The sequence below is a fragment of the Salegentibacter profundi genome, assembly GCF_054121475.1.
Map to the genome: position 1 here is coordinate 109,677 of NZ_JBSYGG010000005.1, position 13,513 is coordinate 123,189.

The 13,513-nt window shown below is 42.0% G+C and carries 12 protein-coding genes; all 12 read right to left on the reverse strand.

Features of this window, described 5'->3' with window-relative positions; all coding sequences use genetic code 11:
- Window positions 1-122 precede the first annotated feature (122 nt).
- Entirely contained in the window at window positions 123-980 is an 858-nt protein-coding gene (locus ACW6NC_RS09085) for a 5-oxoprolinase subunit C family protein (protein ID WP_457865399.1), read from the reverse strand.
- Complete coding sequence (pxpB, locus tag ACW6NC_RS09090) at window positions 970-1,701, reverse strand: 5-oxoprolinase subunit PxpB (protein ID WP_457865401.1); 732 nt, start codon at window positions 1,699-1,701, stop codon at window positions 970-972. The genes ACW6NC_RS09085 and pxpB overlap by 11 nt, the downstream gene beginning before the upstream one ends.
- A complete protein-coding gene (pxpA, locus tag ACW6NC_RS09095; RefSeq protein WP_457865402.1) occupies window positions 1,701-2,438 on the reverse strand; it encodes a 5-oxoprolinase subunit PxpA in 738 nt (245 codons plus the stop codon). The genes pxpB and pxpA overlap by 1 nt, the downstream gene beginning before the upstream one ends.
- Window positions 2,439-2,462: 24 nt before the next feature.
- Window positions 2,463-3,683, reverse strand: a complete 1,221-nt coding sequence (locus ACW6NC_RS09100; protein WP_457865404.1) for an Nramp family divalent metal transporter — start codon at window positions 3,681-3,683, stop codon at window positions 2,463-2,465.
- The gene (locus ACW6NC_RS09105) at window positions 3,680-4,825 is read right to left on the reverse strand and encodes a DUF2891 domain-containing protein (protein ID WP_457865406.1); all 1,146 of its coding nucleotides are present in this window, start codon (window positions 4,823-4,825) and stop codon (window positions 3,680-3,682) included. Before ACW6NC_RS09105 ends, ACW6NC_RS09100 begins: the two co-directional genes overlap by 4 nt.
- Window positions 4,826-5,398: 573 nt before the next feature.
- Window positions 5,399-6,256, reverse strand: a complete 858-nt coding sequence (locus ACW6NC_RS09110; RefSeq protein WP_457865407.1) for a BadF/BadG/BcrA/BcrD ATPase family protein — start codon at window positions 6,254-6,256, stop codon at window positions 5,399-5,401.
- 98 nt (window positions 6,257-6,354) lie between these two features.
- The gene (gap, locus tag ACW6NC_RS09115) at window positions 6,355-7,353 is read right to left on the reverse strand and encodes a type I glyceraldehyde-3-phosphate dehydrogenase (protein ID WP_457865409.1); all 999 of its coding nucleotides are present in this window, start codon (window positions 7,351-7,353) and stop codon (window positions 6,355-6,357) included.
- 18 nt (window positions 7,354-7,371) lie between these two features.
- Window positions 7,372-8,358: a 6-phosphofructokinase gene (pfkA, locus tag ACW6NC_RS09120; protein WP_457865410.1), complete on the reverse strand. Its 987-nt coding sequence runs from the start codon at window positions 8,356-8,358 to the stop codon at window positions 7,372-7,374.
- A 295-nt stretch (window positions 8,359-8,653) separates the two neighbouring features.
- Window positions 8,654-8,929: a hypothetical protein gene (locus tag ACW6NC_RS09125; RefSeq protein WP_457865412.1), complete on the reverse strand. Its 276-nt coding sequence runs from the start codon at window positions 8,927-8,929 to the stop codon at window positions 8,654-8,656.
- Window positions 8,930-9,126: 197 nt separating this feature from the next.
- Window positions 9,127-11,433, reverse strand: coding sequence for a glycoside hydrolase family 65 protein (locus ACW6NC_RS09130; RefSeq protein ID WP_457865414.1), 2,307 nt, complete (start codon window positions 11,431-11,433; stop codon window positions 9,127-9,129).
- A gap of 7 nt (window positions 11,434-11,440) precedes the next feature.
- Complete coding sequence (gene pgmB, locus ACW6NC_RS09135; protein ID WP_457865515.1) at window positions 11,441-12,100, reverse strand: beta-phosphoglucomutase; 660 nt, start codon at window positions 12,098-12,100, stop codon at window positions 11,441-11,443.
- 12 nt (window positions 12,101-12,112) lie between these two features.
- Window positions 12,113-13,465 (reverse strand): MFS transporter, encoded by a 1,353-nt coding sequence (locus tag ACW6NC_RS09140; protein ID WP_457865415.1) that lies wholly within the window; start codon window positions 13,463-13,465, stop codon window positions 12,113-12,115.
- Window positions 13,466-13,513 lie beyond the last annotated feature (48 nt).

Sequence of the window (13,513 nt, forward strand, 5' to 3'; positions counted from 1 at the left end):
TAAAATGACTGATACAAATGTAGCTGAGAAGGTATTCCTCTACAAGGGGAAAAATCCCCTTTCTAATACAAGCAATGAAAAAAAGTAAATAATATTGTTAAGCCCGCCGGTTATAATGATTTTCAGTAGCTCCAATTAAAAGTCACCTTCTCTCCTGTCATCTTTTGGGCAAGGATATTGAGAGAATGCTCCTTTAGCTGAAGTATTCTGGGATAACCTCCCGTGGTCTGGCAATCTCTCATTAAAATAATGAGATTTCCTGCCGGGGTGAGTTGCACGGTACCTGGTAAGACCGGTCCGGTGATAATCGGTTTCAACTGGTTTTCCAGTTTGTTCTCTAACTGAACCGCCATACGGTTATTATACTTGCTAACAGGCAATGAAGTATGCCGGAGGTGGTATATAATTTCTTTTGGAAGACGCTCAAATTCAGGTCCTGGATAAACATCCAGCTGGGAGGCATCCAGATAAGAAGCATCGAATTTAAGGGAAGCCAGAGTTTGTTTTATTTCTCCTCCGACCGCATTATAAGGTAAACCTTGTCCTTTCTCTAATTTGTTAAATGCTGTAATCCCTTCATACCAACTACGGCTATCCAAAACTTTTTCGGTCTGGAAACCCCCGGCGATAGCCAAATATGCCCGAAAACCCTTTACGGGTCTTCCAAAACTGAGAATGTCTTCCTTCTGGACTTTTATAACCTGATTATTGGCTATAGCCTGATCATTGAGTTTGGGACTTAGATAAGCTCCGCTGATAGCGATCTTGGTAGAGGCCGGGAATTTAAGTCTTGGGCCCAACTGGGTAATTTCCAAAACAGCTGCATCGGCTTTGTTCCGCAAAATGAGGTTTGCAGTTTTTAATGCCAGGGCATCCATAGCTCCGGAAAAAGGAACCCCGTATTTCTGAAATCCTCTCCGGCCAAAATCCTGAATACTGGAAAACAAACCCGGCTGTAAAACTTCGATATCAGCTTTCATAGTTTTCTTTTTTAAGCTGAAATTTACCCTGGGAAACCCTTTGGGAAATCGCATTGAATTCTTCCTTTGAAACCGAATAAAATCTCACCTTATCCCCCGGGGAAATCTCACAAGGGGGATTGGAGTTTTTATCAAAAAAATTCACCGGACAATTCCCTAATATTTGCCAGCCGCCAGGACTGGATTTCGGGTAGATTCCCGTCTGATTTTCCCCTATACCCACAGCGCCTTTTTCAATCTTTAATCGCGGTTGTTTTTTTCGTGAAATATGAAGGTTTTCATCCAAACCTCCCAGGTATAAAAAACCAGGTAAAAAACCTATAAAATAAACCGTATAAAGCGGGGCGGTATGAAGCTCGATAACCTGTGATTCCGTCAGCTCCTTCTGTCTGGAAATTTCCTCAAGATCCCATCCAAATTCCCTATCATAACACACAGGCAAATGAAAAATCCTCCTGTTGGTTAATTTTGTTATCTTAGCCTCATCAAAGAGGCGTTTTAAAGCCGAAACCTCTCCATAGACATCTTCTATAGCAAACATATAATTAATTAATAACGAGTTATATGTGTTAATTACTTCAACCTTTACTTCATCATAAAGTTCTTCCAGCTTATTTTTATAGAAAAGTAATTTCTCGAGCAGGTTTTCATCGATTTCAGGCTCAAATTGAACCAAAACTGCCCGTTCCCCCATCACAGATATTTTTGGAAATTCAGCCATTAGGTGTTTTTAATTTTTATGTTTTCTTCTGCCAGCCTCCCATGGAGATATTTAAGAATTTCCATGGAATTTGGGGTGTCGCTATGCAGGCAAAAAGTGTTTGCCTGAGTATTGATTTCCCTGCCGTTTTCGCAACGGATTTTTCCCTGGGAAACCATGGTAAAAAGATGCTCAAAAACCTTTTCTTTTTCAGTGATAAGGGCATGGGGTTTTGACCGGGAAACAAGGCTGTAATTTTCATTGTAATTTCTATCTGCAAAGGCCTCAAAAATCATTGGGATTTTTCCCTTTGCCATATCAGAAATCACCGAATGTTCAGGAACAAAAAGAGGAATCCTTAGATCAAATTCCAACACCGAATCAATTATGATCTGAGCGATATTTTCATTTTTCGCAGCCTCGTTATAAAGCGCCCCATGAGGTTTAATATGGCTTAGTTTTCCGCCATTGGCTTCAGCTATCTCTTTAAGTCTTGAGATCTGGACTATTATCGAACCTTGTAAATCACCCCCTGTAATTTCCATTGTTTTTCTGCCGAAATTCTTTTTATCGGGATAGGAAGGATGCGCCCCTATTTCAACATCATACCTACGTGCCAGAGCTATGGTTTGTTGCATTGTCTCCAGGGTGCCGGCGTGGCCACCACAAGCGATATTACAGGCCGAAATAAGCGGCATTAACTGCTCATCGTTATTACCGCCTTCTCCCAGATCGCAGTTAATATGAATTTCTTTCACAAGTCAAGGTTTTATCAATAAGGTTCAGGAATTACCGATCACACTTATTATGGCTTTAACGCCTAAAAATAAGGACAGTGCGATTACCAGAACCCCCAAAATATTTTGCCAAATACTGTTGCGATAATGCCCCAGTACAGCATGTTTATTCACTACCCAAAATAAGAAAATTGCGATGACAGGCAATAAAATTCCATTGGCTATTTGAGCAAAACGAATAATCTCGATGGGATTGATCTGCAAAGACGAGAACAAAACACCAAGGATCAGCACTATTGTCCATACCATTTTGAATTTTGGAGAAGCCATTCCTTCTTTCCATCCCAGAGAACCCTGCACCACATAAGCTGCCGCCAGGGGCGCTGTAATCGAAGAAGTGATTCCGGCCGCCAATAACCCAAGGGCCATAAACCAGGTGGCGAATTTACCGAAAAGCGGCTCCAGGCTTACAGCCATATCGGCCGCTGAATTTACATCGGTGATTCCGGCTGAAGCAGCCGAAATAAGGATCGCCATTGACACGGTGCCTCCCAGTAGGATCGAAACTACCAGTTCTTTTCTGGCTGTAGGCAGAAAGCTGGCATCCTTCCATTTTTCACCTACCAGGGAAGCATGTAGAAACAAATTATAGGGAACCACCGTAGTACCCACAATAGCCATAACTGTAAGCAAACCTGCGGCATTGGTCACTGGAATGAAACCTTTGAGGACCTCGAAGAAATTGGGTTTAGTAAGAATGGCCGTAAGGACAAAACTGAAACTCATTAGCAAAACGAGGCCTATAAATACTTTCTCAAGGGTTTTGTAGCTTCCTGAGAATAGCAAAAGGAAAGCGATTAAACCGATGATCAGGCTCCATAGATTAAGCTCGAAATCACCCAGCTGCAAACTTGCTTTTCCAAATAAGGCTTGACTTCCCAGCACAGCACCGGTTATATTACCAGCTTCATAGGCGGCATTACCCACTACAATAGCTGAAAAGATCAGAATGATAGCAAGGGTTTTCAAAATTGGATTTTTAATTTCCAGTCGAATCACTTCACTGAGTCCTTTTTGCGATACCACTCCTAAACGGGCAGACATTTCCTGCAATATAATACAGGAAATAACCGAGAGTAAAAGGGCCCATAACAGGCTATACCCAAACTCCACTCCAGCCAGGGTACAAACCGTAACGGTTCCCGGACCGATAAATGCTGCTGAGACCAGGATACCAGGTCCTAGGTTTTTTAAAAAACTTTTCACTGGCCCTGACGGGATTCATTGAGGGCATATATAGCAAAGCTACCTAACCAGTGTCCTCCTTCATAACTATCCCCTACCAGATTGGGAAAAGAATAAGCCACATGGCTATCGGCAAGCTTTTTTAAGTGCCCGAATTCTTCAGGATATTGATTGGCCAGGCCATAGAAAACCCAGGCGCGACTAAAATTAAGGCCATCGAGATGCACTAGTTTTCCATCGCTACGATCGGAAACCTCGCCTACTTCTATATCAAAGCTTTCCTCTTTAAGATTAGGCATAAAATCATCCAACCACATCATAAAGGCATTTTTGGGTAAAACACGGCGCATAATATTGACCTCTTCCAAACAGGGAGAAAGAAAATCGAAACCACTGGGTTCCCAGGTTATGGGACACTGGTCATCACTGAGGTAAAAATCCCTCGCCCGCTTTGAAATAAGCTCTTGGAATTTTTCATTCTCGGCAACAATGGCATAATCCCAGGCGTAAGAAAGCCCAAATGCGGTATTTTCGTGTTCTCCAACCCTGATGGGGTAATTGAGTTTGGGTAGAAATTCCTCATAGCGCTGCACAATGAGATTGGTCAGAGGCTGGAGATTTTGATCAAGTTCTACGGCCAGGGGATCCTCCCAGGTCTTTAGTTCCTGTGATAATTTGAGCAACCAGGCCCAACCATAGGTGCGTTCATAAGAATCACTTTCAGCTCTTGTGAAATACTCCAATTCTCCCTGAATATTCTCCCGGGAAAGACTCTCTTGTAGTAATTCTCTGATTTCCTTACGCTTTTCAAGTTTTGGAAACTGTTTAAGCAGACTTACCAGTGACCAATGCCCGTGTACCGAGGAATGCCAGTCGAAACAGCCATAGAAGGCCGGATGTAACTGGTGAGGCTCCCCTATGGCTTCCTTGTTTTCAAGGGTTTGTCCCAGTTTATTAGGGTATTCAGTTCCGATACAATTCAAAGGGAGCTCAGCCAGTTTATTGGCCTGTTCTAGATCCAGGTCAATACTTTCACTTAGTAAAGTATCGCTGATATCGGTCTCTTTAACACTATCAGCCTGCTTTCCAGAAGCCGATTGAGGGTTCTCGTTATTTTTACAGGCGGACATTATAATTAAAAGCAGCAGGATAATTCGTTTCATCGGTTTTTAGATTGTGAACTAGTAAAGATAAAAGTTTATAAATAAACCTTTTGAAAATTTCCACTGATTTATGGCTATGAATTTGAATAAGGTTGGAATTGCCATGTTTTAAAGCACCACCTGAAAGCGCCTTGGAATAGGAAATTACTTAAGCCATAGCCTTAATGGCGGTCCCAACCCTTTTTGTCGGGCCAGATTAAGGCATGGAAATATTCTCGGCAGGATTCTCAATGTCGCAAGAACAACGGCATTGCTTCTTGCAGCCGGGATCCCCAGGGTCTGATAAATTTGATTTCAGATTACCAGCATTTACGGGAATGACCTGGAATTTCTTAATGAGTAATAGGATCCCTGGAAAAAAAGCACTTGATTTATTGAAACTGACAAGCGCTACTTCTCTGTTAATCCTCTGGAAAGTTGTCTTTGGTTAAGAAAGGCCCTAAGAAGGAATCCCATCGGCGGGCCTAATTTTAAATCTACAAAAATACCTGGTGGACTTACCTATCAAGGACATCATCTGAAGTCCTGTGCAGTGGTATTGATCTTGGAAAGAATCAAAGAATAAAAGGCGTGTTAAACATTTAATACGTTCTCCCTATAGTAGCCAATAAGACCATCAATAGGTCTTCTGACGATATTCCCGATCTCGATACCATAGGGCTGAGCCACAGCACGAATTATATCTTCGCTAAAATAAGCAATACTCCCTATAAAATGTACCGGTACATTTTGAGCCTGTTTATAGGAAAGCACCCTGGAATGCATAAAATCGGTAATGCCTTCGTGAACCAGTTTATAGAAATATCCGTTTCGCTCATTGGTAAAGATGAATTCCGCAAAGTTTGCGAGATAAGTATTTGGATTGTCTCTACGGTAAAGGTTTTTCTTAATCTCGTCTGACCGAAGGTCGTATTTTTCCTCGAAAATAGACACTAATTCCGGGGGCATTCTTTTGTAATAATAATCCCGAATAAGCCTTTTCCCGAAATAATTACCACTGGCCTCGTCCATTAGAATATACCCCAGGGAATGAACAACCTGGTGAATTTCCTTTCCATCGTAAAAACAGGAATTAGAACCTGTGCCCAGGATACAAACTATACCGGGTTCTGTAGTGGCTGCATATACAGCAGCTACGATATCTTCTTTCACGATCACTTCGTCGGCATTGGTAAAAAAGTTATGAAAGATATCTTCCAAAAGTTTACGGGGGGTATCAGTCCCGCAGCCTGCACCAAAAAAGTGTATCCTTTCTACCTTATCTTTTACTTCACGTAAATCTGCATTTTCTTCAATTCGCTGTTCAAGAACCAACTCAGGAAATACCGCTGGGTTAAGCCCTTTGGTCCTGGTTTTTAAAACCTGTTCTCCTTGGGCGTTAAGTAAAATCCAATCACATTTTGTTGAGCCACCGTCTGCTAATAAAATCATTGTCTTAGTGTGGTTTAAAAAAAAGCCTGACGAAAACGGCTGCAGATTTAATAAATCTTACAGTTCCAATCTTCCTTCAGGCTTTTTTCATTTGAATATTATAATGATGCAACGTGCATCGCCAGTTTAATTATTGAGGCAGAATAACCATATTCGTTATCATACCAGGCCACTAATTTAAAGAAATTATCGTTTAATGCAATTCCGGCTCCTGCATCAAAATTACAGGTGTGGGCTTCAGAGACAAAATCTTGAGACACAACGGCTTCTTCAGTATAAGAAATCACTCCTTTGTAATCTCCTTCAGCGGCTTTTTTGAAAGCAGCTTTTACCTGATCGTAAGAAACAGATTTGTCAGTACGTACGGTAAGGTCTACTGCGGAAACATCTGCAGTGGGAACTCTAAAGGCCATTCCCGTAAGCTTACCGTCCAATTTAGGAATTACTTTTCCAACGGCCTTGGCAGCTCCGGTTGAAGCAGGAATGATATTCAGTAACGCACTACGGCCACCTCTGAAATCCTTTTTAGAGGGACCATCAACGGTAAGCTGCGTAGCAGTAGTCGCATGAACAGTAGTCATTAATCCTTCAACGATTCCAAACTCATCATCGATCACCTTGGCCAGCGGAGCCAGACAGTTGGTGGTACAGGAGGCGTTTGAAACGATATTATCATCGGCTTTCACATCTTTATGATTAACCCCCATTACGAACATTGGTGCATCTTTAGAAGGCGCTGAGATCACTACTTTTTTAGCTCCGGCATTAATATGTGATTGTGCCTGATCCTTCCCGGTAAAGATTCCGGTACATTCCAATACCACATCTACATCCACATCACCCCATTTAAGATCTTCTGGATTTTTTTCTGCCGTTACACGAACGCTGTTCCCATTGACGATAAGATTCCCGTCTTTCACATCAACATCACCTTTGAATTTTCCGTGAACAGAATCATATTTAAGCAGGTATGCCAGGTGATCCACATCAAGTAGATCATTGATTGCAACAACCTCAACATCTTTATTTTCAGCCGCAATTCTAAAGGCTATTCGCCCAATACGACCAAAACCATTAATTCCAATTTTAGTACTCATAATTTTAAATTTTAAATTTTACACTGAAGTGATGTTTGCCACCCTTCTTAATTCTTTGTCTAACTTACGCTCCTCTTTAAGCGCTTTTTCCAGTAATACATGAACCACCTTCTGATGGTGCACGCCAATCATAATATTGGATTTACCATCGGTAAGTGCTTCTACTGCCCCGACCCCAAGTTTACTTGCCAGCACCCGGTCAAAACAACTTGGAGAACCTCCACGCTGTATATGCCCCAGTACGGAAACCCTGATGTCGTACTCTTCATATTTCTCGCCTATATGTTCGGCGAGTTCAAAAATTGTTTTTCCGCTTTTCTCTCCTTCTGCTACCACGATAATGCTTGAGGTCTTCCCGGATTTTTTACTTTTTTCCAGGGATTCCATCATCAGCTGGATTCCATCATCTTCTTCAGGGATAAGAATTTCTTCCGCACCTGCCCCAATTCCGCTGTTCAAAGCAATATCACCGGCATCGCGGCCCATAACCTCCACTAGAAATAACCTGTTATGCGAGCTGGCCGTATCCCTAATTTTATCTATGGCTTCCACCACGGTATTTAAAGCTGTATCGTAACCAAGGGTGTAATCGGTACCACTGATATCGTTATCGATGGTCGCCGGAATTCCAACTACCGGAAAATCGAACTCCTGATTAAATAAAAGTCCTCCGGTAAAGGTTCCATCTCCCCCGATGACTACAAGTGCATCAACATTCGCTTTTTTAAGGTTTTCATATGCTTTGGCCCGGCCTTCCTTGGTTTTGAATTCCATGGAACGGGTAGATTTAAGGAAAGTACCGCCTTTATTAATTACATTTCTTACGGATCTTGCGTCAAGCTTTTCAAAATCCCCTTCAATGAGACCCTGATAGCCACGGTAGATACCCGTACAATCCAGATTGTAATAAGAACAAGCCCTCACAACGGCTCTTATTGCGGCATTCATTCCGGGTGCATCTCCCCCGGAAGTCAAAACTGCTATATTATTAATATTTTTCACCATTAGCCCAAAGCTATTTTAATTAGTCAATATAACCTAATTTTCACAAAAACTAAATCGTTTTCGGTTAATAACTAAGAAAAACAGCCCTCGGAAGCGGGCTGTTTTTAATAATTTAGGAGTTTTTTTAGTTTTTTACTAATACCTCATAGTTCCAGGCTTGATATTCCAGATTATCATTTTCTTTAAATTCCCGCCTTTTTCCTGTTAAATAATTTGTATAAGCCCCATTTAGTTCGAGAGTAAAACTAATCGGAGCATCACTAAAATTGGCGAGATAGACAACCTCCTGTCCTTTTTATTCGCGTTTGAAAGCCATGATTTTCTCCTTCTCGGAAGTTTCCAGGGCCTTATAAAAGGCTGCCTTTTTTGCACCATGCAGAGTAACATTTTCATTCTTAAGCTTTCCTAACTTCTTAAGGAGTGTCCATACGTGACCATTTTCTTTCGAGATGGTATCCTTTTCAAAAAAACGAAGTCTTTTATCCATATCATATTCCTGTCCACTATAAATAAGAGGCATAAAGGAAATGCTAGCATAGTTTCTGAGGTTAATTCCAGAGGGTTTTTCCATTGGATTGCCTTGTCAGCGGGAAAATGGCTTTTATCTACATTGCATTAAGATATTACCTTTACCATTTTCACCGGATTATATTATGAGGTTTTCAAAAAACTTTTGATGCCAAAAGTATAACTTAGGTAAGGCAACTGCCCTAATATTTTTCATCCAGGAATAATTTGAGTGTCTCAACTTTCCTGACAGAATAGATATTACATGATCTTCTCCTCATTGGGTTTAATCTCCACTGGTTCACCATCAACTTTAATCTCAATTGCATTGTCTCCCTCAAGGAAAAAGCTCGTCTTATCAAGGTTTACAGTAACCTTTAGGATCTGGTCTCTAAAATTAACTTTAAAGGAATACTCCTGCCACTGTTCAGGAATTTTTGGGGAAAATTCAAGCTGATCATCCCTCACCCGCATGCCTCCAAAACCTTCTACAATACTCATCCAGGTTCCGGCCATACTGGTAATGTGACAACCTTGTTCCACTTCATTATTGTAATCATCCAGATCCAGTCGGGAAGTTCTCAGGTAAAATTCATAGGCCTGTTCCATCCTTCCCAATACCGCAGCCTGAATGCTGTGCACACACGGAGACAAGGAGGATTCGTGAACGGTAAGGGGCTCATAAAAATCAAAATGTTTTTCTAGCTCTTCCCGGCTGAAGTGATCTTCAAAGAAATAAAAGCCCTGGAGCACATCGGCCTGTTTTATATAACAGGAGCGAAGAATACGGTCCCAACTCCATTTTTGATTAATAGGTCTTTGATTTCTGGCGAGTTTCTCTACCGGTTTTATCTCCTTATCCAGAAAACCGTCCTGTTGAAGAAAAACCCCATCTTTCTCGGAAAAGGGAAAATACATCTCATCGGCGACTTCGTTCCAGGCAATCAACTCTCCATCGGTGAGGCTGGTATGACCCATGATCCGCTCATAATCCTCTTCATAACCCTGCTTCACCTTTTCGATCATTTCCATGGTGTATTCCAGGCACCACTTAGCAAGGTAGTTGGTATACCAGTTATTATTTACATTGTTTTCATATTCATTGGGTCCGGTGACCCCCAAAATGACATATTTATTCTTTTCACTGCTGAAGTTGGCTCTTTGGTGCCAGAATCTGGCAATGGCGATCATCACTTCCAGGCCTTTTTCAGGAATGTATTCAAAATCCCCGGTAAAACGAACGTAATTATATATAGCATAAACCATAGCACCATTTCGGTGGATCTCCTCAAAGGTGATTTCCCATTCATTATGACTTTCCTCCCCATTCATTGTCACCATGGGGTAAAGGGCAGCACCTTTCTTAAAACCTAATTTTTTGGCATTTTCAATCGCCTTTTCGAGGTGATTATAGCGATAGGTCAGCAGGTTCCTTGCTACCTTCTGGTCTTTAGTGGCCATATAAAAAGGGATGCAGTAGGCTTCGGTATCCCAATAGGTACTTCCGCCGTATTTTTCTCCCGTGAAGCCTTTAGGTCCTATGTTCAGTCTTTCATCTTTCCCTAGATAAGTCTGGTTAAGCTGAAAGATATTAAATCGTATTCCCTGTTGAGCTTTAACATCCCCGGTTATGGTAATATCTGCCATTTCCCAAATCCCGGCCCAGGCTTCCTTTTGCTGCTCAAGGAGTTTTTCAAAACCGCATACCATTGCCCTTTCCAAAAGCTTTTGTGCCGCAGCTATTAGTTGGCTCCTCTTGTGGTTCATATCGGTCACATAACCGGCATATTTTCGAAGACTTACTTTCTGGCCCTTTTCCACATCAAGAGTATAGGAGAATGTTAACTTATCCTCGGTCTTGGTTTCTTTGACTTCCAGGTCCTTCTTTTCTCCATCAACCAAAACTTCTGACTGCATAAAACTCCCCACATGGAATTCAGTTTTTAGTGTTTTGGAAATGACAAAACCCTGTTCTCCCTGAGTATTTACATCCAGGGTTTTCCAGAAACGCTCCTCCCAGTTGGCGTCGGTATTGGTGATCCCGCCATCGAGATAGGGTTCAAAACAGAGGCTAGCCTCACCATTTAAGACTTCGACCTGAAAATCGATGGCCCCCAGTTCATCCTCTACTATAGATAAAAACCTGGTGGCCTGAACAGAAATTTCCATGTCATTGGGAAGAACGGCCACAAAACTGCGTCGATGATAACCCTCTTTCATATTCAGCTCACGCTTAAAGCCCTTTACTTCTTTACAGGTAAAAAGATCCAGGGCCTGGCCGTTAACAAATACATTGATGCCTATCCAATTTGGCGCATTGAGCACTTTTGCAAAATATTCCGGATAACCGTTTTTCCACCAGCCCACCTTTGTTTTATCGGGATAATATATCCCGCCAATATAGCTTCCCTGGAAACTTGGTCCCGAATACTTTTCTTCGAAATTGGCACGCTGGCCCATCGCCCCATTTCCCAAGCTGAACAGGCTTTCCGATGATTTTACGCGATCGACATCGAAACCTTCTTCAAGGATGGACCACTTATCTGGTTGTATATAATCCTGATTCATTTGTCTCTTATTTTCTAAGTAATTGTTCTAAAAATTCTTCTTCTATTTCGGTAAAATCGGAAAATACATAATCGGCCTGCCCTAAAGTCAGGCTATCGCCTATTCCAATACTGATCATCTTAGCGCGGTTGGCCGCCAAGATCCCCGCTACTGCATCCTCAAAAACAACACTGTCTTCAGGCTTTATTTTCAATTTTTCAGCAGCGATCAAAAAGACTTCGGGATCGGGTTTGGCCCTGGTCACATCGGTACCATCAACAATAGCATCAAAGCTTTCCAGCAAATCCATTTTCTCTAAGATATTACGGGCATTCTTACTGGCAGAACCCAAGGCAAAGGGGATATCATTTTCATTAAGATAATCCAGTATTTTTGAGACTCCCGGTAAGATTTCCGACTTATCCATTTCATTAACATAAGACAAGTAATTTTCGTTCTTTAGGTCCATTTGGCGCTGGAATTCTTCTTCGGAAAGGGCTCTACCACCCCATCTCAATATTTTCTTTAGGGAATTTACACGACTTACTCCTTTGAGTTGCTCGTTTTGTTCCTGGGTGAAATCGAAGCCCAGGTCGTTGGCCAGTTTCCTCCAGGCCAGGAAATGGAATTTAGCCGTGTCCACTATGACTCCGTCAAGATCGAAAATCACTCCTTTTCTCTTCTTCATGTTCATAATTTATTATTTTACTTCAACGGGTTCATCCACATCATAGATTCGTATGGTAAGCAAAGCGGCTATAAGGAAGGCTACACCACTGGTTACAAGGGCGTAGATAGGATTTCCTCCGTATAGGTATTTCACCATCGGTCCCCCAATAAGGGCATTGATAATTTGAGGTATCACGATAAAGAAATTGAATATCCCCATATAAACGCCCATTTTTCTTGGCGGGATCGAACCGGCAAGAATCGCATAAGGCATAGCCAGAATACTCGCCCAACCAATCCCTATACCTACCATAGAAAGTAGCAACCAATATTGGTCCGGTGCGATATATATGGATAATAAACCAAGGCCTCCTATAATAAGAGACACCATATGGGTGCTTTTTCTACCGATCTTAAGGGCTATAGCAGGCAAAAAGAATGCAAAAACAGCCGATACGCCGTTGTAAACTCCAAACAGGACTCCTACCCAGTCACCGGCATCCTGATAGGTCTCACTGCTATTGTCGCTCAGGGGTAAGTCGTAAATATGATGCGCAATTGCCGGGGTGGAAAACACCCACATTCCGAATAAGCCAAACCAGGAAAAAAACTGGACCCAGGCTAGCTGCCGCATGGTAAAAGGCATATTTTTAAAATCTGTGAAAATATCCCACAAGCTTGATTTTTTTGCATCTTCAGACAGCTCTTCTTCCTTGTGACCATCCATTTTTTCAAGCTCCTCAGGAGCGTATTCTTTAGTAGTCAGGACAGTGACCAGAATACTTGTGACCAGTATCGCTGCTCCGATCACAAAAGAAAGAAGCAGGTTTAAAGGAACCTCCCCGGCTATGGTACGGTTACTTATATCAAACCAATTAGCCAGCACATAGGGCAGCCAGGAACCGATTACAGCACCGATTCCGATTAAAACTGTTTGTACGCTAAAACCAAGGGTACGTTGGTCTGAAGGCAGATTATCTGCCACCAGGGCTCTAAAAGGTTCCATAGCAATATTAAAGGAAGCGTCCATCACAAATAGCATACCTGCTCCTATCCACAGAGAAGGCAAAATCGCTATGAACATATCGGCATTGGGCATTAAAATTAGACCAGCCGCTGCAAGAATAGCTCCTGTAAGGAAAAAAGGACGACGGCGGCCAAGTTTGGTCCACGTCCTGTCACTATAATATCCAATGATGGGTTGGACAACCAGTCCGGTGATAGGCGCAACCAGCCAGAACCACGAGAGTTCATGGACATCGGCACCAAAAATTTGTAAGATTCTACTCGCGTTGGCATTCTGTAGAGCAAAACCCAGTTGTATTCCCAGGAATCCAAAACTCATGTTCCAGATCTCCCAAAAACTCAAACTTCGTTTCTGCATATCGTAAGTTTAAATGTGTTACGATAAGCGCTATGACTTATCAAAACT